We start from the raw sequence: 15,900 nt of genomic DNA, 5'->3' as shown, positions 1-15,900 counted from the left end.
CCCGGGCCCCGCGGGCGTCCCCCGCTACCGCTTCAGCGCCTTGCGCAGCCGCAGCGCGCGCCGCGCCAGGTGGCGGACCCTCGGGTGCCGGGGGAGCGGGAGCCCGCCGGGCAGGTCGAGGACGGTGAGGCGGCGGCGGGTGAAGTGGTGCCGGGTGCGCTCGGCGAGCGGGCCCGAGAGGTGCCGTACCGCCGGCTCCCGCAGCTCCGGCCGGATCTTCGGCTGCATCGCGAAGCCGACGGCCGCGACCAGGTCGTTCAGCTGCTCCGTGGTCACCGCGTCACCGACCGGCGCACCGCCGTCGCCGGTGCCGTCCTCCAGGGGCGGTACGACGGCGTCCACGACGGTCAGCGGGATGCGGTTGCTGTTCTGGAACGGGGCGAGCCGTTCGAGGAGGGTGTCCGTGCCGACCCGGGCGACCGGCAGCCCGTAGAACGTCCGCGCGGTCAGCAGCGCCGTGGAGAAGCAGCCGACGACGAGCGCGGGCCGCAGCTCGCCGTAGAGGACCTCGGCCAGTACCGGCCGGTGCTCGACGGTCAGTTCGGCGCCGAGTTCCTCCGCCTCGCGCACCAGCGTCCGCGACCAGGCGTCGGGCGCCGTCGGATGCGGCTTGAAGACGAGCCGCCGGTGGCCTCGGGCGACCGCGCCCCTGACCATCCGCAGGTGCAGCTCCTCCTCCTCCGCGGCGGTCAGCAGGTTGAGCGCCGCCAGGTACTGGCCGAGGAGCAGGGCGGGCCCGTCCCCGTGCGACCCGGCCGCCCCGGAGCCCGCGAGTTCCTCGACGACCTGGGTGAACGCCTCCGTCGGTACGGCCTCCGGCACGGCCCCGAACTCGGCGAGCAGCAGCGGCGAGAGGCCGGTGACGAGGTCCAGGTGGAGCAGCCGGCCGACCCGGCCGCCGATCAGCGGATCGATCTTGTTCCGGGTCGGCCCGTAGCTCATCAGCCCGTCCGCGTACACCGTGATCGGCGCGTCGGGCAGCAGCTGGGCGATGGCGAGCGCGGGCGTCACCTGGATCGACTCCAGGGCGAGTTCGACGCGGTCGTCGCCCAGGTCCCAGAGCTTGCGCAGATGGCGCTGGAGCAGCGGCAGATCGCTCGGGCGCGGGATCCAGCCGCCCGGGTGGAGCGGGGAGATCGTCTCGTTCCAGGACAGCACGGAGTCGAAGCGGGCGCGCAGCCGGTCGAAGCCCTCGGCCTCGTCGAGGGCCGGGGTGGTCTCGGGCACGGCCGCGTTGTTGGTGACGAGGAGGATCCGGCGGTCGGCGGTGCCGAAGCAGCCGCTGTCCACGGCGGCGGCGAGCGTCACCGCCCCGTAGAGGGTGGAGGCGCAGAAGATCTGGGTGGTCCGGCGGGCGCTCACGCGGCCACCTCCGCGGAGGCCGCGCCGGCACCGGCACCCGGGCCCGCGCCCGGGGCCGGCGGTGGCGCCGGGCGGCGGCGGCGCAGTCTGCGCAGCATCGTCGCGCGGTCCCCGCCCATCGCCGCGAGGGCCTCGTCGAGGACCGTCTGCGGCATCCGCCGCAACGCGCCCGCGCTCATCGCCTTCAATTGGCGGGCCACCTCCGGTTCGAATTTGTCGATCGAACCGATGTGATGGGAGATCACCGCGCAATAGGTGCGGACGGCCTTGGGAAGAAGAAGGTCCGCGTCCGCGTCCTTCGCCGTTTCCTCGATCACCTGGTCGAATGCGCGGATGAAATCCAATTGCCGTACATCGCCGATCTGGGTGAGCGAAGTGGCGACCCCGCGCCGGTAGAAGACGCCGAGTTCACCGATCGCGGCGAACGATTCCGCCTCGCGGTGCAGTCTCCAGATCCACGGCCGGTCCTCGGCCGTCCGCAGGCCGTGCGTGAAGTGCAGGAGGCCGCGGTCCAGGAGTCGCCGGTGGTAGATCCCCGCCCAGGCGTACGGGTAGTCGACCGAGGTCGTCCGGTGCGCCGGCAGGATCGCGTCCCGCGGGTTCAGCACCTCGCCGCGCCGGGGGACGGGCGCCCGGCGGATGCCGCGGTTCCGCCCGGTGACGGAGACGTGGTCGGTGCGGAGGAAGTCGCAGCCGAGGTCCTCGGCGGCCGCGACCAGGCGGGAGTAGTAGCCGGGGGCGAGCCAGTCGTCCCCGTCGAGGAAGGTGACGTAGGTGCCGCGGGCGGCGTCGAGACCGGTGTTCCGGGCGGTGGCGAGGCCCCCGTTGTGCTCGTGCCTGATCAGGACGGCACCCGGGATCTCGCGCGCGGCCCGTTCGAGGAGTCCGGGAGTCCCGTCCGACGAGCAGTCGTCGACGAGCAGGAACTCGAAGTCCTCGCGGGCGTTGGCCCGCAGGCTCGTGAGGGTGTCGGGGGCGTATGTCTGCACGTTGAAGAACGGCACGACGACGGAGAGCTTGACCACGCGGCCGACGCTAGGCGCCGCCCCGGCATTCCCATGGACCGGTGGGAAGCTGTTCGGTGAACACCAAGCGGCGGGACGATTAACCGCCCTTCCCCGCGGGCCGATCCGGCCTTTTCCCGTCCGGATCCCGACCCACTTCAACAGGCGGAGAGGGTCTGTTCACCGGTTGTTGTGGTCCAGTTGGGCCGGAAAGCGGAATGCCCTTCTAGCGTCCTCGGCGTGCAAGGAAGCAACAGAGAAGCGGTACGGGTCGCCGTACTCGCCGATTCCGACACCCGGTGGAAATGGGGCGCCCTCACCGCGCGCCGCATCACCACGGCGACCGCCGAACCCACCGGATTCGTCCTGCGCGGACGGGCGACGCCCACCGCGCGCCAGCTCGCCGAGACAGGGGTGTCCACGACCGCCCCGCGCGAGGTGACGGGCGCGGAGTTCCTGCGTGCGGTACGGGACGCGGAGGCGCGCGGCGAGGGGTACGACGTCGTCGTCCTCGCCCTCGTCGGCGGCACCGTCCGGGCCGTCCTCCAGGGCCTGGCCGACCTCGGCCCCGAGCGGCGCCCGGTGATCGTCACCGGCTACGTCGGTGTCGTCTACGAGAAGCTCACCGACGGCCTGCTGCTGCGCCACGGCGCCGATGTCGTCCTCGCCAACTCCCGCCACGACGCCGAACGCTTCCGCGCCGTGTACGAGGGGGTGGGCGCCGGGGCCGAGTCGGTCGTGGAGGCCGCGCTGCCGTTCCTGGGCGGTGCGCCGTACGCCCCCGAGGCCGGCCGCGACACCCTGGTCTTCGCCGCCCAGCCGTCCGTGCCCGCCACCCGGGCGGAACGCGCCCACGTGCTGCGGCGGCTCATATCCCACGCCCGCCTCCACCCGGGCCGCGAGGTGCTCCTCAAGCTCCGCTCGAAGCCGGGCGAGCACACCACGCACCTGGAGGAGTTCCCCTTCCAGAAGCTGGTCCGCGAGCTGGACCCGCCCGCCAACTTCCGTCTGGTGTACGGACACATGGGCGAGGTCCTCGACCGCACCGACCTCCTGGTCACCGTCTCCTCCACGGCCGCGCTCGAAGCGCTGCACCGCCGGATCCCCACCGCGATCCTCACCGACCTCGGGGTCCGGGAGGCGCTCGGCAACCACCACTTCGTCGGTTCGGGCCTGCTGGCCTCCTTCGACCGGCTCGACAAGGGGCTCGTCCCGACCCCCGACGAGACCTGGCTCTCACGGCAGGGCGTCGCCTCCGACGGCTCGTACGAGCGCGCCTTCGACGCGGCCCGTGACCGGGTCGCCGAACTCCTGGCGCTTCCGGCGCTGCCCCCGATCGCCCCCTACTACACCGCGGAGACGGCCCCCGGCTACCTGCCCGGGATCCTCGCCCGCCACCGCCTGGACGTCACCGCGTCGGAGCCCCGCGAGAGCGGCCTGCGCCGGATCGTCCGGGAGGCCGCGCGGGGCGCGTACCGCCACGGCGTGCAACGCGTCGCCCCCGTCATCCGCCGCCTGGGAGAACTCTGATGACCGCCACCGCCCGGCCGACCGCGCAGCCGGCCACGGAGCCCGCCGCCACGCGCCCGAGGGCCGCTCAGCCGCCCACGGAACCCGTCACCGTGCTCGCCGTGATCCCCGCGCGGGGCGGCTCCAAGGGGGTCCCCGCCAAGAACCTCGCCCCGGTGGCCGGCGTCCCCCTGGTGTCCCGCGCCGTGCACGCCTGCCTCGGCGCCCGGCCCGTCACCCACGTCGTGGTCTCCACCGACGACGCCGCCATCGCGGCCGCCGCCCGCACCGCGGGCGCCGAGGCCGTGCGCCGGCCCGCCGAGATCGCGGGCGACACCGCCAGCAGCGAGGCGGCCGTCCTGCACGCCATGGACGCCTTCGAGGCCACCCACGGCCGCCCGGCCGACGTGGTCCTCCTGGTCCAGTGCACGAGCCCCTTCCTCACCTCCGCGGAGGTCGCCGAGACCGCCGAGCGCGTCACCTCCGGCGCCGCCGACACGGCCTTCACCGCGGCCCCCACCCACGGCTTCCTCTGGCGCGACACGGTCGAGGACGGCGCCACCGGCGTCAACCACGACAAGGCGCACCGCCCCCGCCGCCAGGACCGGGAGCCGGAGTACCTGGAGACCGGCGCCGTCTACGCCATGGACGCGGCCGGGTTCCGCACCCACGGGCACCGCTTCTTCGGCCGCACCGCGCTCGTCGTCACCGACCCCGCCCGGGTCCTGGAGATCGACGACCCGCACGACCTGGCCCGCGCCCGCGCCCTCGCCCCGCTCCTCGACACCCCGGCCACGCCCGGCTTCGCCGACATCGACGCCGTGGTCCTCGACTTCGACGGCACCCAGACCGACGACCGGGTCCACCTCGACGCCGACGGCCGCGAGTTCGTCTCCGCGCACCGCGGCGACGGCCTCGGCATCGCCGCCCTGCGCCGCGCCGGCCTCCCCGTCCTCATCCTCTCCACCGAGCAGAACGCCGTCGTCGCCGCCCGCGCCCGCAAGCTCAAGATCCCCGTCCTGCACGGCATCGACCGCAAGGACCGGGCGCTCAAGGAGTGGTGCGACGCCGAGGGCATCGACCCGCAGCGCGTGCTCTACGCCGGAAACGACGTCAACGACCTGCCCTGCTTCCACCTCGTCGGCTGGCCCGTCGCGGTGAGCAGCGCCCACGACTCCGTACGGGCCGCGGCCCGCGCGGTCACCGTCACCCCGGGCGGCTCCGGAGCGATCCGCGAGATCGCCGCCTGGCTCCTCGGACCCGAGCTCAACACCCCCGAATCCTAAGGATCAGCACCATGAACAGCCGCCTCCGCACCCTCGGCGACAAGACCGCAGGCCCGGGCCACTCCGTCTACATCACGGGCGAGATCGGCATCAACCACAACGGTGACCTCGACAACGCCTTCGCCCTCATCGACGTGGCCGCCGAAGCCGGCTGCGACGCCGTCAAGTTCCAGAAGCGCACCCCCGAGATCTGCACCCCCCGCGACCAGTGGGACATCGAGCGCGACACCCCCTGGGGCCGGATGACGTACATCGACTACCGCCACCGCGTCGAGTTCGACGAGACCCAGTACCGCGCCATCGACGAGCACTGCAGGAAGCGCGGCATCGACTGGTTCGCCTCCCCGTGGGACACCGAGGCCGTCGCCTTCCTGGAGAAGTTCGACGTCCCCGCCCACAAGGTCGCCTCCGCCTCCCTCACCGACGACGAGCTGCTGCGCGCCCTGCGCGCCACCGGCCGTACGGTCATCCTCTCCACCGGCATGTCGACGCCGAAGCAGATCCGGCACGCCGTCGAGGTCCTCGGCAGCGACAACATCCTGCTCTGCCACGCCACCTCGACCTACCCGGCCAAGGCCGAGGAGCTCAACCTCCGCGTGATCCAGACGCTCCAGGAGGAGTACCCGAACGTCCCGATCGGCTACTCCGGCCACGAGACCGGCCTCCAGACCACCCTCGCGGCCGTCGCCCTCGGCGCCACCTTCGTCGAGCGCCACATCACCCTCGACCGCGCCATGTGGGGCTCCGACCAGGCCGCCTCCGTCGAGCCGCAGGGCCTCCAGCGCCTGGTCCGCGACATCCGCACCATCGAGGCCGCCCTCGGCGACGGCGTCAAGAAGGTCTACGAGTCGGAGCTCGGCCCGATGAAGAAGCTCCGCCGGGTCCAGGGGCTCGTCGCCGCATGACCGGGCAGCTGGCGTTCGTCGAGAGCCCGGTCCAGCTCCTCAACGTCCTGGAATGGGCGCACACCCGGGCAGCCGCCCCGGACGCGCCCCGCACCGCGCCGCCGGGCGCGCCCGGCGCGGCGGATGTCACCCCGCCCGCCGGCGCGCCCGGTGCGGCGGACGCCACCCCGCCCCTCACGGTCGTCGTCCTCTCGCCGACCGACCCCATGTCGCGTGGCCAGCTGCGCCGGATGGCCCAGCTGGCCCGCGACGAGGGCGTCACCGTCCACTGGCAGGAGGCCCGCGGCGGCCGGGGCTCGCTCGTCCGCACCCTGAGGCAGCTCGCCCGGCCGCTGCGCTCGGCGGAGCGGGTGATCATCGGGGACCCGTTCTCCCGGTACGTCCAACTGCTCCTGACCCTGTTCGGCCCCCGGCACCTGACGGTGGTCGACGACGGCACCGCGACCATGGAGTTCGCCGCCCAGATCGGCCGCGGCGAGCGCCTGGTGCGCTGGCACCGCAAGGGCCGCCTCGGGCCGCGCGAGCTGGTCCTCGCCCCGGTGACCTCCCTCGCCCGGCGGCGCCTCGCCCCGGCCCGCGGCCGTACGGTCGAGATCTTCACCTCGCTGCCCGTCGAGGCCCCCGAGGGCATCGAGGTCACCGAGAACTCCTTCGCCTGGACCCGCACCCGGTTCGGCCCGCCGCTGCTCACGGGCGGCGCGGACCTGGTGGGCACCTCGCTCGTCGAGACGGGCGTGGTCGACGCGGGCCACTACGACCGGGTGGTGGGGGAGCTCGCCCGCACCCACGGCGCCACCCGCTACTTCGCGCACCGCAGGGAGAGCGCCGAGAAGCTGCACCGGATCGCGGTCGAGACCGGGCTCCAGGTGGTCCGGCCCGAGCTGCCGCTGGAGCTGATCGCCCGCCGGGGCCCCGTGGGCCGGACGATCGTCAGCTTCCCGTCCACGGTGGTGCACACCCTGCCGCTCGCCCTCGCCGGGACCGGGGTGCGGGTCGCGGTCTGCGAGATCGCGCCGGAGTGGCTGCGGGGGAGCGCCTCACCGCGCGCGCAGGGCTTTCTGTCCGGCGTGGCGGGCACCGCCGCCCTCGAGGTCGACCGGCTCACCGCACGGGCGGCGAGCCCCGCCGACCGGCTCGGATTCGGGTGACCCTACCCACATGGAGCGGCCTTCATGCCTGGTGAACGGAGTTTCTTTCCCCTAACGGGTTGAACTTTTCGTGATCAACGGGCAGTTGACCTGTCTGAAGGCCTACCCTTCAAAAGGTGAACCAGTTGAAGTCCCGCGAGCCAGACTCCGTCACCCTGCCCGGAACGCTGTCCGACCCCCTGCGCGTCGAGCTCATCGCCTTCCGCAGGGACGTGCACATGCACCCGGAGCTCGGTAACCAGGAGTTCCGTACGACCGCCGCGCTGAAGGCCCGCCTCGAGGCGGCCGGCCTCGCGCCGCAGGTCCTGCCGGCAGGCACCGGACTCATCTGTGACATCGGCACCCCTGACCCGCGCCGTCCCATGCTGGCGATCCGTGCCGACCTCGACGCGCTGCCGATCCCCGACGTCAAGACCGTCGCCTACCGCTCGACGGTGGCCAACCGCGCGCACGCCTGCGGACACGACGTCCACACCACCACCGTCCTGGGCGCCGGACTCGTCCTGGCCGAGCTCGACCGGCAGGGCCTGCTGCCCAACGCCGTACGGCTGATCTTCCAGCCCGCCGAGGAGGTCCTCCCCGGTGGCGCCGCCGACGCCGTCGCGGCCGGGGTCCTGGACGGGGTCGGCCGGATCATCGCCCTCCACTGCGACCCGCGGGTCGACGCCGGGAAGATCGGCCTGCGCGCCGGCGCCATCACCTCGGCCTGCGACCGTCTCGAGGTCACCCTCGACGGGCCCGGCGGCCACACCGCCCGCCCGCACCTCACCACCGACCTCGTCACGGCCGCCGCCCGGGTCGCCACCGACGTCCCCGCCGTCCTGGCCCGCCGCGTCGACGCCCGCTCCGGCCTCTCGGTCACCTGGGGCCGCATCGAGTCCGGCCACGCGCCCAACGTCATCCCCCAGCACGCGGAGCTCTCCGGCACCGTCCGCTGCCTCGACCTGCCGACCTGGCGCGAGGCCCCCGACCTGGTGCACGCGGCGATCGACGAGATCGCGACCCTGCACCGGGCGAAGTCGACCGTGAACTACGTCCGTGGCGTCCCGCCGGTCGTCAACGACCCGGGCATCACCGAACTGCTCCACGACGCCATGGTCGCGCGCCGCGGGACGCACGCGATCGAGGACACCGAGCAGAGCCTCGGCGGCGAGGACTTCTCCTGGTACCTGGAGCACGTCCCCGGCGCCATGGCCCGTCTCGGCGTCCGCACCCCCGGCGACACCCGTGTCCGCGATCTGCACGCGGGCGACTTCGACGTGGACGAGCGCTGCATCGAGACCGCGGTGGAGCTCTTCACGGCCGCGGCCCTGCTCGACGCCACACCGGACCGCTGATCCCGGCCCGGACGGGCCTCTCGTCCGTCCGGCCGCCGGACCGCTGATTCCCGGCCGGACGGGCCCTCGTCCGTCCGGCCGACCCCGTTCCTCCCTTCGGCCCATCCCCCGGCGTGGCGCGTCCCCGGGACCCGCCCCGCCGTCCGTTCGCGGCGGTATAACCGGCCGTACCGGGCCGAACGCCCCCGGTCGCCTCGGCTGGCCGGTTCGCGACGATCCGATAACGACTCATGAACGGGTCTTTAACTGACATCTACGCGCGTTACGATCGCCGCGAAACCAGCGCCGGAAGAGGCGCTTTCGGTCAGTCTTGAAGGGACCCTCCTCTTGCGCCGGATCACCAGGATCACGACCGTGGGCATCGCCTCCGCGGCGCTCGCCCTCTCCGCCACCGCGTGTGGCAAGTCTTCGACGGACTCCGGTTCCGACACGGACTCGAAGGCGGCCAAGGCCGCCATCGCGTACGACATCGGCGGCCGTGGCGACCAGTCCTTCAACGACGCCGCCTACGCGGGCCTGAAGAAGGCCGAGGACGAGCTCGGCGTCAAGGGCTCCGAGGCCGAGCCCTCCGAGGGTGAGGGCGACGCCGACAAGGTGCAGCGCCTCACCGCTCTCGCCCGCGCCGGCAACAACCCGGTCATCGGCGTCGGCTTCGCCTACGCGCCGGCGATCGAGAAGGTCGCCAAGGCCTACCCGAAGACCACCTTCGGCCTCATCGACGACACGTCGAAGACCGGCCCGAACATCGCCAACCTCGTCTTCAACGAGGAGCAGGGCTCCTACCTGGCCGGCGTCGCCGCCGCCAAGGCGTCCAAGACCGGCACGGTCGGCTTCATCGGCGGTGTCGAGGTCCCGCTGATCAAGAAGTTCGAGGCGGGCTTCTCGCAGGGCGTCAAGGACACCAACCCCAAGGCGAAGGTGCTCGTCCAGTACCTGACCCAGCCGCCGAACTTCGACGGCTTCTCGAAGCCCGACCTCGGCAAGGCCGCCGCGCAGGGCCAGCTCGACAAGGGCGCCGACGTGATCTACGCCGCCGCCGGTCTGGCCGGTTCCGGCTCGATCGAGGCCGCCGCGACCGCGGGCAAGTGGGCCATCGGCGTCGACTCCGACCAGTACAACCAGGCGGGTCTGGCCTCCTACAAGGAGCACATCCTGACCTCGGTCACCAAGGACGTCTCCGACTCCGTCTTCAACCTGATCAAGTCGGTCAAGGACGGCAAGCCGCAGACCGGTGAGATCCGCTACGGCCTCGCCACGGACGGCGTCGGCCTGGCCGACTCCAACCCGGCGTACAAGAAGATGACCGATGTCACCGCCGCCGTGGAGAAGGCGAAGAAGGACATCGTCGACGGCAAGATCACGGTCAAGACCGCTCCGTAAGGACACGCAGGTCACGACCTGAGCCCGCGGGCCCGGAACGGTGGCACCCCGCCACCGCACCGGGCCCCGGGCCCATTCCCGTACAGGTTTTCATTTTTCGGCAGTGCTACGCGTGTAGATGTCTCCCTGGCACGATAGCTTCGCCCCGCCCTGCCCTCCCCGCTCCCACTCCTTCCGGCCAAGGAGAGTGCGTCATCAACGCGTCCAGCCCCCCTGCCGTAGAACTGCACGGCATCACCAAGCGATTCCCCGGCGTCGTCGCCAACAAGGACATCGCCATCACGGTCCGCAAGGGCACCGTGCACGCCCTCATCGGCGAGAACGGTGCCGGCAAGTCGACCCTCATGAAGATCCTCTACGGCATGCAGAAGCCGGACGAGGGCACCATCGCCGTCGACGGCGAGCAGGTCACCTTCTCCAGCCCCGGTGACGCCATCGCGCGCGGCATCGGCATGGTGCACCAGCACTTCATGCTCGCCGACAACCTCACCGTCCTGGAGAACGTCGTCCTCGGCGGCGAGAAGCTCTACGGCATCGGCGCCAAGGCGCGGAAGAAGATCCGGGAGATCTCCGACGCGTACGGCCTCGGGGTCCGCCCCGACGCCCTCGTCGAGGACCTCGGCGTCGCCGACCGCCAGCGCGTGGAGATCCTCAAGGTCCTCTACCGCGGCGCCAAGATCCTCATCCTCGACGAGCCGACCGCCGTGCTCGTCCCGCAGGAGGTCGACGCGCTCTTCGACAACCTGCGCGAGCTCAAGTCCGAGGGCCTGACCGTCATCTTCATCTCGCACAAGCTGGGCGAGGTCCTGAAGGTCGCCGACGACATCACCGTCATCCGCCGGGGCACCACGGTCGGCACCGCCGACCCGCGGACCGCCACCACCAAGCAGCTCGCCGAGCTGATGGTCGGCAGCGAGCTGCCCTCGCCGGAGACCCGCGAGTCGACGGTCACCGACGTCCCCATGCTCAAGGTCGAGGGCCTGACCCTCGTCGAGTCCGGCATCGCGGCCCCCCTGACGACCGCCGCGCCGCCGGACCCGTCGCGCACCGCCACCCTGCGCGAGGAGCCGGCGGAGGGCCGCAAGCTCCTCGACGACATCTCCCTCACGATCCACAAGGGCGAGATCCTCGGCATCGCGGGCGTCGAGGGCAACGGCCAGACCGAGCTCATCGAGGCCCTCATGGGCATGGCCACCCCCGACGCGGGCGTCATCTCCCTCGACGGCCAGGACATCTCCAAGGTCTCGGTGCGCAAGCGCCGCGAGGGCGGCATCGGCTACATCCCCGAGGACCGCCACCGCCACGGCCTGCTCCTCGAAGCCCCGCTCTGGGAGAACCGCATCCTCGGCCACGTCACCGAGGCGCCCAACTCCAAGCGCGGAGTCCTCGACCCCAAGGCGGCCCGCAAGGACACCGAGCGGATCGTGCGCGAGTACGACGTGCGCACCCCCGGCATCGACGTCACCGCGGCCTCCCTCTCCGGCGGCAACCAGCAGAAGCTGATCGTCGGCCGCGAGATGAGCCACGCCCCCAAGTTCCTGATCGCCGCCCACCCCACCCGTGGTGTGGACGTCGGCGCGCAGGCGCAGATCTGGGACGCGATCCGGGACGCCCGCCGCGACGGCCTCGCCGTGCTCCTGATCTCCGCCGACCTCGACGAGCTCATCGGTCTCTCCGACACCCTCCGGGTCATGTACCGCGGCAAGCTCGTCGCCGACGCCGACCCCGCCACGATCACGCCCGAGGAGCTGGGATCCGCCATGACCGGCGCGGCCGGCGGTCGCCTCGAAGGCAACGAAGAGCAGCCCGGAGACGGTGACGCCCGATGATGAAATTCGACAAGGACAAGCTGATCCTGGGCGCGGCGGGACCGGTGCTCGCGCTGGTCTCCTCGTTCGTGCTCACCGTCCTGGTGCTGCTCGCCACGGGTCTCGACCCGATCGAGCCGATCACGCTGATGATCGACAACGCCGGGTTCGCCGACATCCAGGTCCTGATCGTCAACCAGACGGGGATCTACTACCTGGCAGCCCTGGCCGTGGCCATCGGCTTCCGGATGAACCTGTTCAACATCGGCGTCGACGGCCAGTACCGCCTCGCCGCGATGGTCTCGGCGCTCGTCGGCGCCTCGATCGAACTGCCCGGCCCGCTGCACATCCTGCTGATCGTGCTCGTCGCGATGCTCACCGGCGCCTTCTGGGCCGGCATCGCCGGCATCCTGAAGACCACCCGCGGTGTCTCCGAGGTCGTCTCGACGATCATGCTGAACGCCATCGCGACCTCGCTGGTGGCCTGGCTGATCCTGCCGAAGAACTTCGGCGTCCAGCCCGAGGGCTCGAACAACCTCACCACCGGTGAGATCTCCGAGTCCGGCTGGTTCCCGGGCATCGACATGGGCGAGGGCAACGGAGTCATCTACGGCTTCACCTTCGTCGCGCTCGCCCTCGGCGTCGTCTACTGGTTCGTCCTCAACCGCACCCGCTTCGGCTTCGACCTGCGCGCCACCGGCGCCAGCGAGTCCGCCGCCCAGGCCAGCGGTGTCGACGCCAAGAAGATGATCCTCACCTCGATGCTGCTCTCGGGCGCGCTGGCCGGCCTCGCCGGCATGCCGACGCTGCTCGGCGAGTCCCACACGTACAGCCTCGACTTCCCCGTCGGTGTCGGCTTCACCGCCATCACCATCGCCCTGCTCGGCCGCAACCACCCGGTCGGCATCTTCTTCGCGGCGCTCCTCTTCGCGTTCCTCGACAAGGCCTCCTCGTCGCTGGACACCGAGGGCTATCCGAAGGAGATCACCAAGATCATGCAGGGCATCATCGTGATCGCGGTCGTCGTCTCCTACGAGCTCGTTCGCCGTTACGGCCTCCGCCGCCAGCAGCAGAAGGTCGGCGAGGAACTCGCCGCCGGCGGCGCCATCAAGACCGACAAGGAGGTCTCGGCATGAGCACCGGCACTGTCACCAAGCCGAGCGCCGCGCCCAAGGGCGGCGGACGCCGCAAGCTCACCTGGCCGTGGATCATGCTGATCGTCGCGGCCGGTCTTCTCCTCTTCTCGCTCGTCCGGGCCGTCTCCGGGGCCGACGACCTCACCTCCGTGGGCCAGGTCTCCGGCGCGCTCCAGCTCGCCGTCCCGATCGGCCTCGCCGGACTCGGCGGCCTCTGGGCCGAGCGCGCGGGCGTCGTCAACATCGGCCTCGAAGGCATGATGGTGCTCGGCACCTGGTTCGGCGCCTGGGCCGGATACCAGTGGGGCCCCTGGGTGGGCGTCCTCCTCGGTCTCCTCGGCGGAGCGCTCGGCGGTCTGCTGCACGCGATCATCACCGTCACGTTCAACGTGAACCACATCGTCTCCGGTGTGGCGATCAACATCCTCGCGGTCGGCTTCACCCAGTACCTGTCGAACTTCACGTTCGCCGAGGCCGAGGGCGGCTCCTCCAAGCAGTCCCCGCGCATCGAGCAGATCACCAAGATCACGATCCCAGGGTTGTCCGACTGGTTGCAGGACCTCCAGCAGAAGCACTGGTTCCTGATCTCCGACCTGGCCGGCATCCTCGGCGGACTCGTCACCAACCTGTCGCTGCTCACGGTCGTGGCGCTGCTGCTGATCCCGGCGACCTGGTGGCTGCTGTGGCGCACGGCCTTCGGTCTGCGGCTGCGCTCCTGCGGTGAGAACCCGGTCGCGGCCGAGTCCCTCGGCGTGAACGTCTACAAGTACAAGTACATCGCCGTCACCGTCTCCGGCGGCCTGGCCGGCCTCGGCGGCGCGTTCCTCGCGATCGTCGCCACCGGCATCTACCAGGAGGGCCAGACCGGCGGCCGCGGCTACATCGGTCTCGCCGCGATGATCTTCGGTAACTGGATGCCCGGCGGCATGGCGCTCGGCGCCGGCCTCTTCGGCTTCACCGACAGCCTCAAGCTGCGCGGCGGCGCCGAGAACGTCCACGCGCTGCTGCTGCTCGTCGCCGTGCTCCTGGTACTCGCCGCGGTCTGGCAGCTGTACAAGAAGAAGTACGTGGCCGGTGTGGTCGCGGCCGCCTTCTCCGCGGGCTTCTTCCTCTGGTACGCGCTGACCGACGAGGTCCCGAGCCAGTTCGTCGACGCGGCCCCGTACATCACCACCCTGCTCGTGCTGGCCCTGTCGGCCCAGCGCCTGCGGATGCCGAAGGCGGACGGTCTGCCCTACCGGAAGGGCCAGGGCAAATGACGACCGCCCTCCCCGAGGCCGACTGGGAGGCCCTGCGGGTCACGGCCCGCGAGGCCATGGCCCGCGCGTACGCCCCGTACTCGGGCTACCCGGTCGGCGCGGCGGCCCTCGTCGACGACGGGCGGGTGGTCTCCGGCTGCAACGTGGAGAACGCCTCGTTCGGGCTCGGCCTGTGCGCCGAGTGCGGGCTCGTCTCGCAGCTCCAGGCGACCGGCGGAGGCCGGCTGACCCACTTCGTCTGCGTGGACGGCCAGGGTGAGTCCCTGGTGCCGTGCGGACGGTGCCGCCAGCTGCTGTACGAGTTCGGGGGCCCCGAACTCGTCCTGGAGACGCCCGCCGGGTTCCTGACGCTGGCGGAGATGCTGCCGCAGGCGTTCGGCCCCGGCCACCTGTCGAAGTAACACCTCGGAGCGGCCCTTCCGGCACGATGGAAGGGTCGCTCCCCCCTTCCCCCTCTATGCGCGTAGAAAGAGGCACCACCTCATGGACGTCATCTCCGTCATCCGCACGAAGCGGGACAAGGGCGAGCTGAGCCCCGAGCAGATCGACTGGGTCATCGACGCCTACACCCGCGGTGCGGTCGCCGACGAGCAGATGTCCGCCCTGGCCATGGCCATCCTGCTGAACGGCATGAACCGTGCGGAGATCGCCCGCTGGACCGCGGCGATGATCGCCAGCGGCGAGCGCATGAACTTCGACTCCCTCTCCCGCCCCACCGCCGACAAGCACTCCACCGGCGGCGTCGGCGACAAGATCACCCTCCCGCTCGCCCCGCTCGTCGCCGCCTGCGGCGCGGCCGTCCCGCAGCTCTCCGGCCGCGGTCTCGGCCACACCGGCGGCACGCTCGACAAGCTGGAGTCCATCCCGGGCTGGCGGGCGCTGCTCTCCAACGAGGAGATGCTCCACGTCCTCGACACCACGGGCGCGGTCATCTGCGCGGCGGGCGACGGCCTCGCCCCGGCGGACAAGAAGCTCTACGCGCTCCGTGACGTCACGGGCACGGTCGAGGCCATCCCGCTCATCGCGAGCTCCATCATGTCGAAGAAGATCGCCGAGGGCACCGGCTCGCTGGTCCTCGACGTCAAGGTCGGCACCGGCGCGTTCATGAAGAACATCGAGGACGCCCGTGAGCTGGCCTCCACGATGGTCGGCCTCGGCACCGACAGCGGTGTGAAGACGGTGGCGCTGCTCACCGACATGTCCACCCCGCTCGGCCTCACCGCGGGCAACGCCCTGGAGGTCCGCGAGTCCGTCGAGGTCCTCGCCGGCGGCGGCCCCGCCGACGTCGTCGAGCTGACCATCGCACTGGCCCGCGAGATGCTCTCGGCGGCCGGCATCAAGGACGCGGACCCGGCGAAGGCGCTCGCCGACGGCTCGGCCATGGACCACTGGCGCCGGATGATCGCGGCGCAGGGCGGCGACCCGGACGCGACCCTCCCGGTCGCCCGCGAGCAGCACGTGGTCACCGCCCCCGCCGACGGCGTCCTCACCCGCCTCGACGCGTACGACATCGGCATCGCCGCCTGGCGCCTGGGCGCGGGCCGCGCCCGCAAGGAGGACCCGGTGCAGGCGGGCGCGGGCGTCGAGCTCCACGCCAAGCCGGGCGACACGATCACGGCGGGCCAGCCGCTCCTGACCCTCCACACGGACACGCCGGAGAAGTTCGAGTACGCCCTGAAGTCCCTGGACTCGGCCTGGGACATCGCGGCCCCGGGCACGGCCTTCACCCCGAACCCGATCGTCCTGGACCGCATCGCGTAGCGGCG

General features: G+C 71.8%; 13 protein-coding genes. 11 read left to right on the top strand and 2 right to left on the bottom strand.

From position 1 onward, the window contains the following. Positions 1-24 precede the first annotated feature (24 nt). Both AMK29_RS08040 and AMK29_RS08035 read right to left on the bottom strand, forming a co-directional pair. Positions 25-1,362, bottom strand: coding sequence for a polysialyltransferase family glycosyltransferase (locus AMK29_RS08040; protein ID WP_073809769.1), 1,338 nt, complete (start codon positions 1,360-1,362; stop codon positions 25-27). After that, on the bottom strand, positions 1,359-2,387 hold the full coding sequence (locus tag AMK29_RS08035) for a glycosyltransferase family 2 protein (RefSeq protein WP_073809761.1): 1,029 nt from the start codon (positions 2,385-2,387) through the stop codon (positions 1,359-1,361). The genes AMK29_RS08040 and AMK29_RS08035 overlap by 4 nt, the downstream gene beginning before the upstream one ends. A gap of 219 nt (positions 2,388-2,606) precedes the next feature. Here AMK29_RS08035 and AMK29_RS08030 point away from each other — a divergent pair, with 219 nt between their 5' ends. The 11 genes from AMK29_RS08030 to AMK29_RS07980 all read left to right on the top strand — a co-directional run bounded on the left by AMK29_RS08030 (position 2,607) and on the right by AMK29_RS07980 (position 15,895). Then, entirely contained in the window at positions 2,607-3,896 is a 1,290-nt protein-coding gene (locus AMK29_RS08030) for a DUF6716 putative glycosyltransferase (RefSeq protein ID WP_073809756.1), read from the top strand. After that, positions 3,896-5,161, top strand: a complete 1,266-nt coding sequence (locus AMK29_RS08025) for an acylneuraminate cytidylyltransferase (RefSeq protein ID WP_241845204.1) — start codon at positions 3,896-3,898, stop codon at positions 5,159-5,161. The genes AMK29_RS08030 and AMK29_RS08025 overlap by 1 nt, the downstream gene beginning before the upstream one ends. 11 nt (positions 5,162-5,172) lie before the next feature. Beyond that, positions 5,173-6,066, top strand: a complete 894-nt coding sequence (locus tag AMK29_RS08020; protein ID WP_073809752.1) for an N-acetylneuraminate synthase family protein — start codon at positions 5,173-5,175, stop codon at positions 6,064-6,066. Next, positions 6,063-7,214, top strand: coding sequence for a hypothetical protein (locus tag AMK29_RS08015; protein ID WP_073809746.1), 1,152 nt, complete (start codon positions 6,063-6,065; stop codon positions 7,212-7,214). Before AMK29_RS08020 ends, AMK29_RS08015 begins: the two co-directional genes overlap by 4 nt. A gap of 116 nt (positions 7,215-7,330) precedes the next feature. Next, entirely contained in the window at positions 7,331-8,551 is a 1,221-nt protein-coding gene (locus AMK29_RS08010; RefSeq protein WP_073809742.1) for an amidohydrolase, read from the top strand. Positions 8,552-8,878: 327 nt separating this feature from the next. Next, positions 8,879-9,931 carry a BMP family lipoprotein gene (locus AMK29_RS08005; RefSeq protein WP_073809737.1) on the top strand — a complete coding sequence of 351 codons (1,053 nt, stop codon included), beginning with the start codon at positions 8,879-8,881 and terminating at the stop codon, positions 9,929-9,931. A 134-nt stretch (positions 9,932-10,065) separates the two neighbouring features. Continuing rightward, complete coding sequence (locus AMK29_RS08000) at positions 10,066-11,760, top strand: ABC transporter ATP-binding protein (RefSeq protein ID WP_382615509.1); 1,695 nt, start codon at positions 10,066-10,068, stop codon at positions 11,758-11,760. Beyond that, the gene (locus AMK29_RS07995) at positions 11,757-12,875 is read left to right on the top strand and encodes an ABC transporter permease (protein WP_073809728.1); all 1,119 of its coding nucleotides are present in this window, start codon (positions 11,757-11,759) and stop codon (positions 12,873-12,875) included. Before AMK29_RS08000 ends, AMK29_RS07995 begins: the two co-directional genes overlap by 4 nt. Further along, on the top strand, positions 12,872-14,134 hold the full coding sequence (locus AMK29_RS07990; RefSeq protein ID WP_073809724.1) for an ABC transporter permease: 1,263 nt from the start codon (positions 12,872-12,874) through the stop codon (positions 14,132-14,134). The genes AMK29_RS07995 and AMK29_RS07990 overlap by 4 nt, the downstream gene beginning before the upstream one ends. Further along, positions 14,131-14,535: a cytidine deaminase gene (locus AMK29_RS07985; protein WP_073809719.1), complete on the top strand. Its 405-nt coding sequence runs from the start codon at positions 14,131-14,133 to the stop codon at positions 14,533-14,535. Before AMK29_RS07990 ends, AMK29_RS07985 begins: the two co-directional genes overlap by 4 nt. An 82-nt stretch (positions 14,536-14,617) precedes the next feature. Next, on the top strand, positions 14,618-15,895 hold the full coding sequence (locus AMK29_RS07980; RefSeq protein ID WP_073809715.1) for a thymidine phosphorylase: 1,278 nt from the start codon (positions 14,618-14,620) through the stop codon (positions 15,893-15,895). Positions 15,896-15,900: the final 5 nt, after the last annotated feature.

The sequence above is a fragment of the Streptomyces sp. CB02261 genome, from assembly GCF_001905665.1.
In the GTDB taxonomy this organism is placed as follows: Bacteria; Actinomycetota; Actinomycetes; order Streptomycetales; family Streptomycetaceae; genus Streptomyces.
Note: the sequence above shows the minus strand (reverse complement) of the source record. Positions and strands in the feature narration are given on the sequence as shown.

What these genes read in the sequence shown, in the direction of transcription:
- AMK29_RS08025 (WP_241845204.1), top strand. Translation starts at nt 3,896, where the DNA reads ATGACCGCCACCGCCCGGCCGACCGCGCAGCCGGCCACGGAGCCCGCC.
- AMK29_RS08020 (WP_073809752.1), top strand. Translation starts at nt 5,173, where the DNA reads ATGAACAGCCGCCTCCGCACCCTCGGCGACAAGACCGCAGGCCCGGGC.
- AMK29_RS08015 (WP_073809746.1), top strand. Translation starts at nt 6,063, where the DNA reads ATGACCGGGCAGCTGGCGTTCGTCGAGAGCCCGGTCCAGCTCCTCAAC.
- AMK29_RS07995 (WP_073809728.1), top strand. Translation starts at nt 11,757, where the DNA reads ATGATGAAATTCGACAAGGACAAGCTGATCCTGGGCGCGGCGGGACCG.
- AMK29_RS07990 (WP_073809724.1), top strand. Translation starts at nt 12,872, where the DNA reads ATGAGCACCGGCACTGTCACCAAGCCGAGCGCCGCGCCCAAGGGCGGC.
- AMK29_RS07985 (WP_073809719.1), top strand. Translation starts at nt 14,131, where the DNA reads ATGACGACCGCCCTCCCCGAGGCCGACTGGGAGGCCCTGCGGGTCACG.
- AMK29_RS07980 (WP_073809715.1), top strand. Translation starts at nt 14,618, where the DNA reads ATGGACGTCATCTCCGTCATCCGCACGAAGCGGGACAAGGGCGAGCTG.